This is a genomic window from Rhizobium sp. RHZ02, from assembly GCF_014851575.1.
Classification (GTDB): Bacteria; Pseudomonadota; Alphaproteobacteria; order Rhizobiales; family Rhizobiaceae; genus Rhizobium; species Rhizobium altiplani.
Window position 1 is genome coordinate 166143 of record NZ_JACUZX010000009.1, and the last position, 14675, is coordinate 180817.

The 14675-nt window shown below is 60.1% G+C and carries 15 protein-coding genes and 1 pseudogene; 9 read left to right on the plus strand and 7 right to left on the minus strand.

The window, feature by feature from the left end; genetic code table 11:
* Positions 1–81 precede the first annotated feature (81 nt).
* Complete coding sequence (locus IB244_RS16205; RefSeq protein WP_245267899.1) at positions 82–2295, minus strand: putative bifunctional diguanylate cyclase/phosphodiesterase; 2214 nt, start codon at positions 2293–2295, stop codon at positions 82–84.
* Positions 2296–2769: 474 nt separating this feature from the next.
* Complete coding sequence (locus tag IB244_RS16210; protein WP_018854883.1) at positions 2770–3324, minus strand: RBBP9/YdeN family alpha/beta hydrolase; 555 nt, start codon at positions 3322–3324, stop codon at positions 2770–2772.
* Positions 3325–3482: 158 nt separating this feature from the next.
* Between IB244_RS16210 and IB244_RS16215 the strand changes: the two genes are divergently transcribed.
* Complete coding sequence (locus IB244_RS16215; protein WP_018854884.1) at positions 3483–4286, plus strand: DUF2189 domain-containing protein; 804 nt, start codon at positions 3483–3485, stop codon at positions 4284–4286.
* A 71-nt stretch (positions 4287–4357) separates the two neighbouring features.
* Positions 4358–4837 (plus strand): low affinity iron permease family protein, encoded by a 480-nt coding sequence (locus IB244_RS16220; protein ID WP_025661189.1) that lies wholly within the window; start codon positions 4358–4360, stop codon positions 4835–4837.
* 6 nt (positions 4838–4843) lie between these two features.
* Here IB244_RS16220 and purB read toward each other — a convergent pair whose 3' ends face one another.
* From purB to IB244_RS16240, 4 genes are all read right to left on the minus strand, one after another.
* A complete protein-coding gene (gene purB / locus IB244_RS16225) occupies positions 4844–6151 on the minus strand; it encodes an adenylosuccinate lyase (RefSeq protein ID WP_018854886.1) in 1308 nt (435 codons plus the stop codon).
* Between the two features lie 62 nt (positions 6152–6213).
* Positions 6214–6705, minus strand: coding sequence for a hypothetical protein (locus IB244_RS16230; protein ID WP_018854887.1), 492 nt, complete (start codon positions 6703–6705; stop codon positions 6214–6216).
* Positions 6706–6721: 16 nt separating this feature from the next.
* On the minus strand, positions 6722–7402 hold the full coding sequence (gene rpe / locus IB244_RS16235) for a ribulose-phosphate 3-epimerase (RefSeq protein ID WP_192304806.1): 681 nt from the start codon (positions 7400–7402) through the stop codon (positions 6722–6724).
* A 42-nt stretch (positions 7403–7444) separates the two neighbouring features.
* Complete coding sequence (locus IB244_RS16240; protein ID WP_026371478.1) at positions 7445–8527, minus strand: branched-chain amino acid ABC transporter substrate-binding protein; 1083 nt, start codon at positions 8525–8527, stop codon at positions 7445–7447.
* A gap of 171 nt (positions 8528–8698) precedes the next feature.
* Here IB244_RS16240 and IB244_RS16245 point away from each other — a divergent pair, with 171 nt between their 5' ends.
* From IB244_RS16245 to IB244_RS16275, 7 genes are read left to right on the plus strand one after another with little or no spacing between them, the layout of a single operon-like run.
* Positions 8699–9193, plus strand: a complete 495-nt coding sequence (locus IB244_RS16245) for a flavin reductase (RefSeq protein WP_018854890.1) — start codon at positions 8699–8701, stop codon at positions 9191–9193.
* A 21-nt stretch (positions 9194–9214) separates the two neighbouring features.
* A complete protein-coding gene (locus IB244_RS16250; RefSeq protein ID WP_018854891.1) occupies positions 9215–10144 on the plus strand; it encodes an AAA family ATPase in 930 nt (309 codons plus the stop codon).
* 3 nt (positions 10145–10147) lie between these two features.
* The gene (locus IB244_RS16255; RefSeq protein ID WP_192304808.1) at positions 10148–11410 is read left to right on the plus strand and encodes a vWA domain-containing protein; all 1263 of its coding nucleotides are present in this window, start codon (positions 10148–10150) and stop codon (positions 11408–11410) included.
* A complete protein-coding gene (locus tag IB244_RS16260) occupies positions 11407–11736 on the plus strand; it encodes an XdhC family protein (protein ID WP_026371479.1) in 330 nt (109 codons plus the stop codon). Before IB244_RS16255 ends, IB244_RS16260 begins: the two co-directional genes overlap by 4 nt.
* Positions 11736–12440, plus strand: a complete 705-nt coding sequence (locus IB244_RS16265) for an XdhC family protein (RefSeq protein ID WP_018854894.1) — start codon at positions 11736–11738, stop codon at positions 12438–12440. The genes IB244_RS16260 and IB244_RS16265 overlap by 1 nt, the downstream gene beginning before the upstream one ends.
* Positions 12437–14071, plus strand: coding sequence for an NTP transferase domain-containing protein (locus IB244_RS16270; RefSeq protein ID WP_192304810.1), 1635 nt, complete (start codon positions 12437–12439; stop codon positions 14069–14071). The genes IB244_RS16265 and IB244_RS16270 overlap by 4 nt, the downstream gene beginning before the upstream one ends.
* 3 nt (positions 14072–14074) lie before the next feature.
* Positions 14075–14392 carry a TfoX/Sxy family protein gene (locus IB244_RS16275; RefSeq protein WP_018854896.1) on the plus strand — a complete coding sequence of 106 codons (318 nt, stop codon included), beginning with the start codon at positions 14075–14077 and terminating at the stop codon, positions 14390–14392.
* Positions 14393–14395: 3 nt separating this feature from the next.
* Here IB244_RS16275 and IB244_RS16280 read toward each other — a convergent pair.
* Positions 14396–14563, minus strand: a pseudogene (locus tag IB244_RS16280) (DNA mismatch repair protein MutT); the annotation flags it as partial.
* Between the last annotated feature and the right edge of the window lie 112 nt (positions 14564–14675).

Consider the following 14675-nt stretch of genomic DNA (forward strand, 5'->3'; position numbering starts at 1 on the left):
AGACTTTCTGCGAAGCAGTTTACAGGTTTTTTGCGATCAACGGAATGTGAGCCGTCCGTCTCGGCGGAGTCATGCAGGCCTTTATCTTTGGCCGGAGCTGTTGATCGACTTGCGCAGGTCCTGTTGCAGGCCGCGGGCAGGGCCTTCCACGCCCCGCCAGGACGCAGCGCGTGCAAAGGGCGCTATCTGCAGTGCGGGCATCGGGCGGGCCAGCGCGTAGCCCTGGAGCATGTCGCAACCGAGGTCGCAGAGGATTCGGACGTGGTCCATCGTCTCCACCCCCTCAGCCGTGACGAGAATGTTCAGCGAACGACCGATGTCGATGATCGAACGGACGAGCTTCCGCTGCTCTGCCGAGTGGGGCAGCATGCGGATCAGCTCGCGGTCGATTTTCAAGGTCTTCGGGCTCAGCTTCAAAAGGCTAACAATCGACGCGTGGCCCGTGCCGAAGTCATCGATCTCGATATCGATGCCGAGGCGGCGTAGCTGCCGGAGATTGGCGGTCACGGCATCATCGCAATCGTCCAGCGAGATCGATTCAAGCAGTTCGAAGGAGATCGTGCGAGGCTCGATCTTCAGTCCGCGAAGCTTCTTCGCAAGGTTCGGATCGGCGAGGCGACGAGACGAGACGTTGACTGCGATCTTCGGGATGCGAAGCCCTTCATCCTCCCATCGCTGGCGATCCGCCAGTGCCTGCTCGAGGATAAGACCGTCGATCGTCGAGACAACATCCAGATCTTCGGCAATCGCGAGGAAGCGATCGGGGGCCAGCAAACCGTGTTCGCGGTGCTGCCAGCGCGCCAGCGTCTCGACGCCGGCAACCTCGAGCGTTCGCGCCTGGAACTGCAATTGGTAGAACGGAATAAACTCGCCGCGTTCCAGGCCCAGCAGGATTTCGTCGGCCAGTCGCTTGCTGGCTATGATGCGGCGGCGCTCATCGGTCGAGAAGAATTCGTGGCGATTGCGTCCACCGCTCTTTGCACGGTAGAGCGCGATATCGGCATTTAGCAGAAGTTGCTTGGCATCCAGCGCCGGACCGTCCCCCGTGGCGATTCCTATACTTGCGCCGAAACGGCAATCATGGCCCTCGTAGCGAATAGGCTTGCAGAGCTCGCGGATGATGCGTTCGGCCAGATTAGAGATCTTCCTTGGTGTGACGTCGAGGGTACACAGGACCACGAACTCGTCGCCACCAATACGAGCGACGAAATCAGTGGAACGGACGTTCCTTTTCAGGACCTGCGCAACGTGCTTCAGCATCGCGTCGCCGGCACGGTGGCCGAGCGTATCGTTGATCTGCTTGAAGCGATCGAGATCGATATGGAGGATCGCGAGCGTCAGGCCGGTCCGGCGACATTCGGCGGAACGCTCGTCCAACATGCGATCCAGGTATCGGCGATTGGGTAAGTTGGTGAGGTAATCATGCAGCGCCAGGTGCTCGATGTTTTCCTTGGCGCTTTCGAGCTCCCTATTGCGGGCTTCGGCGAGATCCTTGGCGCGCTGCAACTCGTTATTGAGCCGGACTTCGGCAGTGACATCCCAATTCGCACCGATCAGCTTGCGGCGTCCGTCGCTGTCGAGAAAAAATGCCGCCTTTGCGCGGATGACGCGCTCGATGCCGTCCTGCCGGATGATGCGGAATTCGTGCTCAAAATCGGTGTTGTCAGCGATGCTCTCGCTGATGGTCGCTAGCACACGTTCCCTGTCATTGGGATGCAGCGAAGCCTCCCAGGCATCGCCCGTGGTGGCTGGCGACGTCCCAGTAATGCCGTAGATCGCCAGAAGACGGTCGTCCCAATCGACAGTGCCATTCTCGATGTCGGCCTCGAAGACGCCGATATTGGAGATATCAAGCGCGAGATCGAGGCGTCGCGACACGTGCGCCAGCCGCTCCTCCGCCTCCTTGCGCTCGGTGATGTCGGTATCGGTGCCGACGAGGCGGGCAGGGGCGCCATTTTCGTCCCATTCGACACAAGCACCACGGCATTCGATCCAGATCCAGTGGCCGTCCCTGTGGCGCTCGCGATACACGAAAATCTGATAGTCCGGATCGCCTGCATTCTGACGATCGATCGCCCTTACGACGAATTCCCGATCATCGGGGTGGATGAGTTCAATCCAAGTGTCATAATCCCCGTCGGCATCCTCATCGGGCGCCATGCCACGAATGGTCTTCCAGGTATCGGAATAGTAACGCTTGCCAAGACGAAGATCGTGGTCCCAGACGCCGAGGCCTGACCCGACAAGAGCGTAGTTCCAGCGACTCTCGCGCTCCGAGAGTTCGGCGCTATTTATTGGGGGCGCGTGGTCGTCGAGCCCGGTCGCATGAAGCTTGGTCTTCGGTTTGCCCCGGTTGCCGGGTGTCGATCGTTTCAATCTGCGTACTCGCTCTCCTGGCGCGTGTATATTTTGGATGCATTGAATTAAACAGCCCTTAATGCCATAAAAATAATATCTACGTAAAAACAATTACTTGGTTGTGCGTTCCGCCCTGCGTAGCCTGAGGGGCGCAGACAAGGTTCGACAATGCCCATTCACTTGTGCAGTGGTGCCCTATATCGCCCCAATTGGCGGAGGGAATGCGATGTCTCCAGAATGGCCGATGTTCATACTGCAATGCATCGTTCTTGTGGGCCTGGCGGGCGTTCTCTTCATTCGCGGAGAGGGTGACTAGCCGATTGCTCAGCTAAAACCGCCCGAGCGTTCCCATGCTGGGCGCGGCGATGCAATGCCCGACTGTGAATTGCGGTTCTGCCAAAGCGTCCGGTATTACGGCTTCAAACGGCCAAGGAATTGGGCAAACACCATTGTTCCTTCCGGCCAAGGCCCGTGGCCGGACTCGGTGTTGATATGGCCGGCCTCACCAGCGTCAATGAGGAGGGATCCCCAGCTTGCAGCGATGTCATCGGCGTGCTCGTAGCTGCCGAAGGGATCGTTGCGGCTGGCGATCGTGATTGTCGGGAAGGGAAGTGGATCCCGCGGGTACGGGCCGAATGTCATCAGGTGCTTCGGCCGTATTGCCGGATTGGCGACATCGGGCGGTGCAACGAAGAATGCCCCGGCTATCTTGTTGCGAAAATGGGGAATTGCATGGATCGCCGATGGAATGCCAAGGGAATGCGCAACCAGCACCACCGGTCGCGTGGCAGCGTTCACCTCCTCGGCGATCCGCTGAACCCAATCGTCGCGGACCGGCTTCGACCATTCTGCCTGTTCGACACGACGAGCCGTGCTGAGCTTGGCCTCCCAGCGGCTTTGCCAATGATCGGGGCCGGAATTCGTATAACCGGGAATGATGAGGATTTCGGCGTCTGAAGCTTTCATGATGGCGCGGATGTGAGAAAGCTCGACGGCGATGTCAAGGGAGGGTGGGACAAGGCTTCTGAAATTTGTTATGTTTTTGGCAGTGCCGGTTGCGTCTCGTATCGGCGTTGTCGCCGATCCTTTCGCTGCCGGCTATCTTGGCTGAGGAGGAGAAAGCCATGACGGCATTCCATGTTATGTCGGGTGCAAGCGATGTCTACACACGCCCGGTCGTCAACAAGATCAGCGTTTCGGATGTCTTTGATGCGCTACGGCGCGGCCTCGACGATTTTCGTGAAAAACCATCCCACTATGTATTTTTGTGCCTGATGTATCCGATTGCCGGCATTTTTCTCGCTGTCGCGACGTCAAGTGCTAACCTCCTGCCGATGATTTTTCCGCTGGTATCGGGCTTTGCACTGATCGGCCCTATCGCCGCGATCGGGCTCTATGAGATCAGCCGCAGGCGCGAAGCTGGCATGGATACCTCGTGGAGGCACGCGCTCGAGGTAACAGGATCGCCAGCGTTTCCATCGATCATTGCTGGCGGATTGTTGCTGTTTGGCTTCTTCGTCGTCTGGCTTGTCGCTGCGCAGACGCTCTATGCCAACGTGTTCGGCGACGTTTTCCCGCGATCGATCTCGCTCTTCCTCTCAGAGATCTTCGGCACGGCTGCAGGGCTGCAGTTGATCATTTGGGGACACGTGCTTGGTCTGGGCTTTGCTATTATCGTGTTGGCCACGACCGTCGTCACCTTCCCGTTGTTGCTGGATCGGGATGTCGGTCTCGTCTGCGCGATGGAGACATCGGTCAGAGCGACCGTCGCCAACCCGATCCCCGTCTTCTGCTGGGGGCTGATCATCGCCGTTTCTCTCATCGTCGGCACCATCCCGCTCTTTGTCGGGTTGGCGTTGGTGATGCCGATCCTCGGGCATGCCAGTTGGCACCTGTATAGGAAGCTCGTGGCACCGCCAGTGGTCTGACAGTCAGGGCGCCGGGAACTGCAACACCTCCCTGGGAGTTTCGCTGAGGCGAATACCGAGGGAGGTTATACATGGCAACGCCGCAGCATCTGTTTACCCGCTTTGCCAGCAGGACTTCTGAATGGGCAGGCAGGCCCGCCACGTTCGTGCTGGCGGTCGTACTCGTCGCGGTATGGGCAGGGACAGGCCCGGTCTTCGATTTCTCCGAGACTTGGCAACTGGTCATCAACACCGGAACGACCATCATTACCTTCCTGATGGTGTTCGTGCTTCAGAACGCGCAGACGCGGGATGCTCGGGCGGTGCAGGCCAAACTCAACGAAATCATACTCACCAGCCACGCGGAAAACCGCTTCATCGGCATCGAGCATCTTGACGACGAGGACCTCCAACATCTCGATCGCCTCGTTGCCAAGGCGGCGAAAGGCGTTCGCAATCAACGGTCGTCAAAAGCGTCCAACGGTCAAAATGGTGGAGGCGAGGCGAGCGCGTCGGCAAGGCTCAAGAAGACGAAGCGTAAAACGGCGCCCGTGAAGGCGCCGTCTCGGTAATCCAGCTTAGGCAGCGCCGAAGACGCGCCGGAAGATCGTATCAACGTGCTTGGTATGATAGCCAAGGTCGAATTTCTCGCGGATTTCCACTTCGGTGAGCGCGGCACGGACCTCGGAGTCGGCAAGCAGCTCCTCCAGGAAATCCTTGCCCTGTTCCCACACCTTCATGGCGTTTCGCTGGACGAGCCGGTAGGCATCCTCGCGGGAAACGCCTGCCTGTGTCAGCGCCAGAAGCACGCGCTGCGAATGCACGAGGCCACGGAACTTGTCGAGGTTCTTCATCATGTTGTCGGGATAGACCACGAGTTTCTCGATGACGCCGGCCAAACGGTTGAGGGCAAAGTCGAGCGTGATCGTCGTGTCGGGCCCGATGCCGCGCTCGACGCTCGAATGGCTGATATCGCGCTCATGCCACAGGGCGACGTTCTCCATGGCGGGAACGACCGACATGCGCACCAGGCGCGCCAGACCGGTCAGGTTTTCAGTCAGGACCGGGTTACGCTTGTGCGGCATGGCCGAAGAGCCCTTCTGGCCGGGCGAGAAGTATTCCTCAGCTTCCAGGACTTCCGTGCGCTGCATATGGCGAATCTCGATCGCGACGTTTTCGATCGAAGAGGCAATGACGCCGAGGATGGCGAAGAACATCGCATGCCGGTCGCGCGGAATGACCTGCGTCGAAACCGGCTCCGGCACCAGGCCGAGCTTGGCGCAGACATGTTCCTCGACGCGCGGGTCGATATTGGCGAAAGTGCCGACAGCGCCGGAGACCGCACCGGTGGCGATTTCGGCACGCGCGGCCAGCAGGCGGGCGCGGTTGCGGCTCATCTCGGCGTAGAAGCGCGCGAGCGTCAGGCCCATCGTGGTCGGCTCGGCATGAATGCCGTGGCTGCGACCGATGCGGACGGTGTCCTTGTGTTCGAAGGCGCGTGCCTTGAGAGCGGCGAGCAGACGATCCATGTCGGCGAGCAGGATGTCGGCTGCGCGGACGAGTTGGATGTTGAATGTGGTGTCGAGAACGTCAGAAGACGTCATGCCCTGGTGGACGAAACGCGCATCGGAACCGACGATCTCTGAAAGGTGCGTCAGGAAGGCAATGACATCGTGCTTGGTGACGGCCTCGATTTCATCGATCCGCGCAACGTCGAACGTGGCGGCGCCGCCTCGTTCCCAGATCGTCTTCGCAGCCGATTTCGGGATGACACCCAGTTCGGCGAGCGCATCGCAGGCGTGAGCCTCGATCTCGAACCAGATGCGGAATTTGGTTTCGGGCGACCAGATGGCGACCATCTCTGGCCGGGAATAGCGCGGGATCATGGTTTCCTGCTTTCGTTCATAAGGAAATGCTGGCGCCCCTGTATCAAAGACAGGCGGCAATCTCAACGCATGCGTTTAGCAAGCGCAACACTAGTGCCGAAAAGGCAGAGAAGGCCGAGCGGAAGAAACAGGCGAATTCCAAGGACGGCGAACTGATAGACTGCACTGGCACCGGTGAAGACGAATTGAAACACCCACGTCAGGGATCCAAAAGAAGCGTGCCACGCCGAGTAGAAGACCCGGTAGTCCATGGCGAATAGAAAGGCGGTCATCAGGATCGTCCCGGCAGCAAGTGTCAGGAAGAAGGCTGCAAAACGCGTCTCCGGCGAGCGTCGGTGCGCAAGGAAGCGACCCAATGGCAACATGAATGGCCAAGCCAGCAATCCGCCTGTGAAATAGAGTAGCGCGAGGTCGCGGAGATGTGCCGTCTCCATTCCGTTTCTGAAACAGAGCGCGGCCATCGCGGACGCGAGCATCTGCGTGCCCCAGAGCACTGCGCCTGCGAATAGATCGGGGAGAGGCGGGCGCGCCGCCTTGAGCCGCTCGGAGATCAAGGACGGCCTGCTTTCATCACGACTTGGACTGACCTTCGGCGGCACTGCGCAAGGCGCTGATGGCCGCCTTGTAGGCCTCGACCGAGCCGCCCTTGAAGATCGCCGAACCTGCGACGAGAACATTGGCGCCAGATTTGCCGACGATCGGCGCCGTTTCGACTGTTACTCCACCATCGACTTCGAGATCGATCGGCCTGTCACCGATGAGTGACCGCGCGGCGGCAATCTTGTCCGCCATCGCGGGAATGAATTTCTGTCCGCCAAATCCGGGGTTTACCGACATGATAAGGATGAGGTCGACCTCGTCGAGGACATTTTCTAGTGCCGAAAGCGGCGTGGCCGGATTGAGGGTGACGCCGACCTTTTTGCCCAGGCTGCGCACAGTTTGAAGCGACCGGTGGAGATGCGGCCCGGCTTCGGCATGGACGGTAATGCGGTCGCAGCCCGCCTTGGCGAAGGCCTCCAGGTAAGGATCGGCAGGTGCAATCATCAGATGGCAATCAAAAACGGCGTCCGTATAGGAACGCAGCGATTTGATCACATCAGGGCCGAAGGAAATGTTTGGGACGAAGTGACCGTCCATGACGTCGAGGTGAATCCAATCGGCTCCAGCCGCGGTCACGTCACGGACTTCCTGGCCCAGTTTGGCAAAATCGGCGGCAAGGATGGATGGCGCGATGCGAATGGGCGTAGTCATTGACGTCTCTCCGTAAAACTCGTGCAGCGGCGGCGGCAAAGCCTATTCGATCGGAGCGCTTGGCAGCACGAACGAACCGGCGTGCCATAGCAGCAGGCGGTAGGGGTTATCGGCCAATTCATGGCCGGCGTTGAAAGCAATCTTTCCGATAATCGTCTCGAAGGAGGTGCCGCCGATATGCTGCGCGATCGGCCTATCATCAGCCCCGGCATCCTGGACAGCCTTCGTCGCGATTTCCACAGCTGCATAAGCAGGCAGTACATAGCCCTCCGGCTCGACGCCGCCGGCGCGTAACGCATCGACAACCGACTTCGCTTCCGGCCGCGCCGCATAGTCCGGCAGGGCAACGGCGTAAATGCCATCGGCAAGCGCGAGCGGTTGGTTGGCAGCCCGCATGGCGTCGCCACCGAGGATATCGAGTTGAATCTTTTCCGCCGCTGCATCACGTGCGATCACTGCAACGTCGCTGCGATCCCCGCCGACAAATACCTTTGTCGCCCCGGCCTTCTTCAGGCGGCGTACAAGAGCAACCTGCTGCTCCTGGCCCGGTCGATAGGTGTCGGTGAATACCGGCTTGAGGCCTTTTTCCTCGAGCGCGTTTCGGATCGCTTCCGTAAGCTCCCGGCCATGGATAGTGCCGTCTTCGACCAGTGCGATCGGCGAGGCCGCCCACTCCCGTACGATCACCTCGATAATCTTCTCCGCTTCCGCGCCATCGGCCGGCGCCATTCGATAGAGCGGCCAGGCATTTTTTAGCGCGTCTTCCATGAGGATGCGTGAGCGCACCGAGATGGTAATCGCCGGGATATTGGCATCCTTCAGCTTTGGCAGTGCGCCCTCGAGCGTCTCGCTGCAGAGAAAGCCTACGGCTACCTGGACCTTGGCATTGATCAACGCGTCAGCGATCGCCGCGCCGCTGTTTTCCTCGCAAGTCTCCGCGACCGTGACGATCGTGTTGCCATCCTGCTGGATCCTGGCAGTGGCACCGGCAATGATCTGGGCTCCGATTGGCGCGAGGTTGCCAGTCTGTGGCGCAACAACGCCAATCGTGAGGCCGGCGGCATGGCATTCTCCGGCCGCAAGGAGCAGCATCGGCAGAAGTGCTAGGCCACGCAAAGTATTCATAAAAGCCGCAGGTCCGTGTCGTTTGTCCTGCTCTTTTATCCGTCCGGCATCGATCGTCAAAGAAAAACGCACGGTTGGGAAGCTTTTCGCCTGGCTTTTGTAGAAAAGGTAACCGATCACCTTCATATTATAGAAAACAGCAAAACCGGTGACGCCGGATGGAGAATGCCTTTGTTGAACAAGCAACCGATCGACCCGCGCCTCTACCGGGATGCGATGAGCCGCTTTGGCGGCCATGTGCAGCTCGTAACGACGGCGATCGGCGAGGAGCGCAGAGGCGTGACGATCACTGCCGCTTGCTCGGTATCCGATAGCCCTGCGACCGTACTGGTATGCCTGAACAACAGCAATCCGAAGAACGACATCTTCTTTCGGAGCGGCATCTTTGCATTGAATACCTTGGCCGCGCATCATCAAGCGCTTGCGGATGCTTTTTCGGGGCGTGCGCTGCTCACCAACGACGAACGCTTCGCGACGGGTGTGTTCGACAAGCTGGTAACGGGCGCGCCCATCCTTCGCGACGCGCTTGCCTCCTTCGATTGCCGCGTGAGCGAAATCAAGGAAATGTCGACGCACCACATCATTTTCGGCGAGGTCGTGGCAGTCCGGTACAACGAGGCGAAGCCTGCGCTTGTCTATATGAACCGGGATTACCACACGCTATAACTCCTGAAAAAGGGAGGAGACATGCCGGATCAAACTCATCCGCCGCTGCCATCGTCGATCGATGAGACGATCGCGATGCTGGGCGATCAGGATTATCTCGCGGGGCGGGCGCTTGGAACAGTGCTTTTCCTGGCCCTGAAGATGAAGCGTCCTCTCTTTCTGGAAGGCGAGGCGGGTGTCGGCAAGACCGAGATCGCAAAGGTGCTCTCGAAAGCTCTCGGCCGGCCGCTGATCCGCCTGCAATGTTACGAAGGACTGGATATCGCTTCGGCTGTCTACGAATGGAACTATCCGGCACAGATGCTCGAAATCCGCCTGGCCGAAGCGTCCGGGCTGACCGACAGGAACAGGATAGAGTCGGACATCTTCTCCGAACGATACCTCATCCGCCGGCCGGTGTTGCAGGCTCTGTCGAGCGCAGATGGGCGGGCGCCCGTCTTCCTCATCGACGAGCTCGACCGCACCGATGAAGCGTTCGAGGCCTTTCTGTTGGAGGTTCTCTCTGATTTTCAGGTGACGATCCCCGAGCTCGGCACTATCCGTGCAGCCGAGCCACCGATCGTCATTATAACCACGAACCGGACGCGTGAGGTTCACGACGCGCTGAAGCGGCGTTGCCTATACCATTGGGTCGATTATCCCGATGCCGCGCAGGAGCTGGAGATTATTCGCCGCAAGGTGCCGGGCTGTAATGCGGCTCTGTCCGCGCAGATCGTCGCCTATGTACAGAAGCTTCGGGCACTGGATCTTTTCAAGAACCCGGGCGTAGCCGAGACGATTGATTGGGCGACAGCGCTGACCGAACTCGATCGCCTGGCGCTCGATCCGGAAACGATTTCCGATACGATCGGAACACTGCTGAAATACCAGGACGACATCGCGCGTATCCAGGGTAGCGACGGTGCGAAAGTCCTGGAGGATATCAGGGGCGAGCTGCAGGCGGCAGGATAACGGATGGAAGCTACAAGCCGACAGGATGGGATTGTCTTTCCGCCTCTTCCGGTCGGTGACGGTCGTTTTGCCGATAATATCGTCTTCTTTGCCAGGGTACTGCGGAAGGCCGGCATGAAGATCGGGCCGGCCGCGATCGTTGATGCGATCGAGGCGGTCGAGACGATCGGTATCGGGTCGCGTGAGGAATTTCACGCCGCGCTCTCATCCGTCTTCGTCAAACGGCACGAAGACAAGCCGGTCTTCGACGAGGCGTTTCGCCTTTTTTGGCGCTCGCGGGACCTTGTCGAGAAGATGATCGCAATGCTGTCGCCAAGGGCGTCGGAAACCCTCCAGAAGGAGAAGGCAAAGCCCGGCGAAAGCCGCGCCGCGGACGCCTTGCTCGGCGACCGAAGGGACAACAAGCCGCCGCGCGACGAGCCTGATATCGAGATCGATGCGCGCTTTACGATGTCGGGCAACGAAGTCTTCCGGCGGATGGACTTCGCCCAAATGTCTGCGTTGGAGATTGCCGCGGCCAAGAAGGCACTTGCGAAACTGCAGCTGCCTCTGGACAAGGTGCGGACCCGGCGCTTCCGCCCATCGCATGCTCACGCCCATGTGGATGCGCGCGCGACGATGCGGGCTGCATTGCGCAGCGGGGCCGGCCTCATTCTTCCGCGATACCGCGAGATCCGCGAGGTTCAGCCACCCTTGGTCGTTCTCGCCGATATCTCCGGCTCGATGAGCCAGTACACGCGCATCTTTCTGCACTTTCTCCATGTGCTAACGGAGAAGCGCCGGAGGGTTCATACCTTCCTGTTCGGAACGCGCCTCACGAATGTCACTCGCCAGATGCGGCACAAGGATCCCGACGAAGCAATGGATGAATGCGCGGCAGCGGTAAGGGATTGGTCCGGTGGGACGCGGATCGGTGAGACGCTGAGGGAGTTCAATCGCCTGTGGGCTCGCCGTGTGCTGGGGCAGGGCGCGGTCGTGCTGTTGATCACCGACGGGCTGGAGCGCGAGGGAACGGATGTGCTCGCGGCAGAAATGGACAGGTTGCATCGCTCGTGTCGGCGACTGATCTGGCTCAATCCGCTGCTGCGCTTCGACGGCTTCGAGCCGCGCGCGCGTGGCGTGCGCGCAATGCTGCCGCATGTTGACGAATTCCGACCGGTTCACAATCTATCATCCTTGAGCGACCTTGCGGAAGCACTCGGCGCAACGCGATCGACGGAATGTGACCCGCGCCGGTACCTCGAAAGATTGAAAGGCATCGCATGACAGGTACATCGTTTGACCTTGATCCGTTAATGACGGCGGAAGCCTGGAGAAAAAGCGGGCGAGACGTGGCGATTGCCACGGTCATCGAGACGTGGGGATCGGCGCCACGACCGGCCGGAAGCCATCTCGTGATCGACCGAGACGGCAATTTCGAAGGCTCCGTATCGGGGGGCTGCGTCGAGGGCGCCGTTATCGCCGAGGCGCTTGATGTGATCGCCGACGGTAAGGGGAAGATGCTCGAGTTTGGTGTTGCGGATGAAACGGCGTGGCGCGTCGGCCTTTCTTGCGGCGGCCGGATTCGTGTCTATGTCGAAAGGCTCAATTGATGGATGCGGCAAATCTTGCGCGGCTGAATGACGCGCGCCGGGCGCGCCGCGCCGCCATGCTGCTGACTGATCTCGAAAAAGGAGGAGATACCGTTGTCCTTGAGGGGGAGCCAGTGGAACCCTCCTTGCGAGCGGATATCGAGGCTGCCTTTCGCTCAGGGAAATCGACGGCAATCGAGGTCGATGGGCATCGCTACTTTCTTAACGTGCATCTGCCGCCGGCCCATATCGTGATTATCGGCGCCGTTCACATCAGTCAGGTCCTGGCGCAGATGGCATCGCTTGCCGGCTTCGATGTGCGGATCATCGATCCGCGCACGGCTTTCGCCACGCCGGAACGGTTCCTCGGGACCGATCTGACGGCGGATTGGCCGGTGGATGTCCTCAAGGATCGTCCGCTGGACGCCTATACGGCGCTCGTCGCCGTGACGCATGACCCGAAGATCGACGACTATCCCATTACCGAGGCGTTGCGGACCGGCTGTTTCTATGTCGGAGCGCTCGGCAGCCGGAAGACGCATGCGACTCGGCTAGAACGGTTGCGCGCAGACGGTGCGGACGAGGCCGCGCTTGCCAAAATCAGCGCGCCGATCGGGCTTAATATCGGTGCGTCGAGCCCAGCCGAAATCGCGGTCGCCATTCTCGCGGAGATCGTCCAAACGCTGCGGACGCGGACCTTGTCTCCGGTTGGTGACAGCAAATGAAGTTCGGATCATTCTCCATCGAGGCAGCCGAGGGCGTGGTCCTCGCCCATGCCGTGAAGCTTGCCGGCGGCAGCCTGTCCAAAGGACACAGGATCGGTGCCGGCGACATCGAAAGGCTGCGCGGTGAGGCTATAGGGCAGGTCATTGCTGCACTAATGGAGGAGGGCGACGTCGGGGAGGACGAGGCGGCGAGACGACTTGCGCAGGCAATCGCGCCCGACCATTTGCGCCTCTCTGAGGCTTCCACGGGACGCGTGAACGTCTATTCGACTGTTGACGGCCTGTTCGTCGCAAGCCGCAGCGCCGTCGACCGGCTGAACAGCATCGACCCTGCTATCACGCTTGCCTGTCTCAACGATCATGTGCCCGTTCGCAATGGCGACATGGTTGCGACATTCAAGATCATCCCGCTCGCCGTGTCCGGCGCCAAACTCGACCTTGCATGCGAGGTGCTGCGGTCGACATCCGCCTTCGAGGTGAAGCCCTTTGCCGGCCGCTCGGTCTCGTTGATCGCGACGGAACTGCCGTCGCTGAAGCCATCGGTCATGGACAAGACGGCACGCGTGCTTTCCCGGCGGCTCGTCGCATCAGGCAGTCATCTCGTGAGGGAGACGCGGGTTGCTCATCACGTCGAACCGGTAGCGCAGGCGCTTCTCGACGCATTGCGGCTACCCGACAGCGCCCCGAAGTTGGTCATCCTTTTCGGCGCGTCCGCCGTGATCGACGCGGAGGATGTGATTCCCGAAGCCATAAGAAGGGCCGGCGGCGAAGTCGTGCAGGTCGGCATGCCTGTCGATCCAGGGAACCTGCTTGTCCTCGGTCGGATCGGTGATATTCCCGTCATCGGCGCACCGGGATGTGCACGCAGCCCGAAGGAGAATGGCTTTGATTGGGTACTCGACCGCATTCTGGCTGGCGAACAGCCGAGCGCAGTCGACATCAGCGGCATGGGTGTGGGAGGTCTTCTGATGGAAATCCAGGCGCGGCCCAGCCTACGCGAAGCCGAGGCGCGCACTAGCCCCGCCGGCAAGCTTGTTACAGTCATTCTTGCCGCGGGCCAGGCCAGACGGATGGGAGAGGGCGGCCCGCACAAGCTGCTGGCGGAGTTTGGCGGTGTGCCGCTTATCCGGCGATCGGTGATGACCGCGATCGACAGCCGCTCGGCGTCGGTGATCGTCGTGACGGGACATCGTAAAAGCGAGATTGAATCAGCACTGTCCGGACTTGACGTGACAATTGCTCACAATCCGGATTACGCGTCGGGCATGGCTTCGTCGCTCGCAACGGGATTCTCGGTCGAGCACGCCCGTGACGCGGATGGAATTCTCGTTATGCTTGCCGATATGCCGGGTGTGTCCAGTGATGATCTCGATAAGCTAATGGCAGCTTTCCGGCAATCTGGCGGCCAGTCGATCATCCGCGCGGTGTCGCGCGGCAAGCGTGGCAATCCCGTGATATTGCCTAAATCTCTATTTGATGCAGTGCTGCGGCTGGAGGGTGATGTCGGGGCGCGGCACATCATCGAAACATCGGGCGTGCCTGTCGTGGACATCGATATTGGCGATGCGGCGCATCTGGATGTGGATACGCCGGAAGCGGTCATTGGCGCAGGAGGGGTTTTAAAGGGCTAAGGGATGGACACGGCGGCAATTGAAGAAATGTTTCAGGGGCTTGGACCCGTCACCATCAGGCGCATGTTCGGCGGCAAGGGCATCTACCATATGGGGCGGATTGTTGCTGTCGAAGTGCGCGGCGAGATGCTGTTGAAGGCCGACGAGCAAAGCGCATCGGAATTCGAGGCGGCGGGAGCGTCGCAATGGGCCTATGAAGGCAAGAAGGGAAGCCCGGTGAAGATGCCGTATTGGTCCATCCCCGACGATGCCTATGACGACCCCGATGTCATGGCGCGATGGGTTCGGCTTGCCTACGAAGCGGCTGTCCGAGCGGAATGAACCTTAGAGGAGTTCGCCCGACTTGAGCTTTTCGATTGCGGCCGCCGCAAATGCGGAAAGCGGCTGCGGGAGATCGGCGCGGCTGAACCAACCGAAGTCCGACAGCTTGTCCGGCTCCGTGAGCTGCGGTTCTCCATCGAACTCGGACGCTACATAGTCGATCGTGAAGAACTCGCTTTCAGGCAGGTTGTTGCGGCATCGGTCGGCTCTGGAACGTGAGGAGGAGTGCGGCGAACAGACACAAAAGTTGCCTGAACCATCGCAGCAGGAGGGAGAAGTTGTA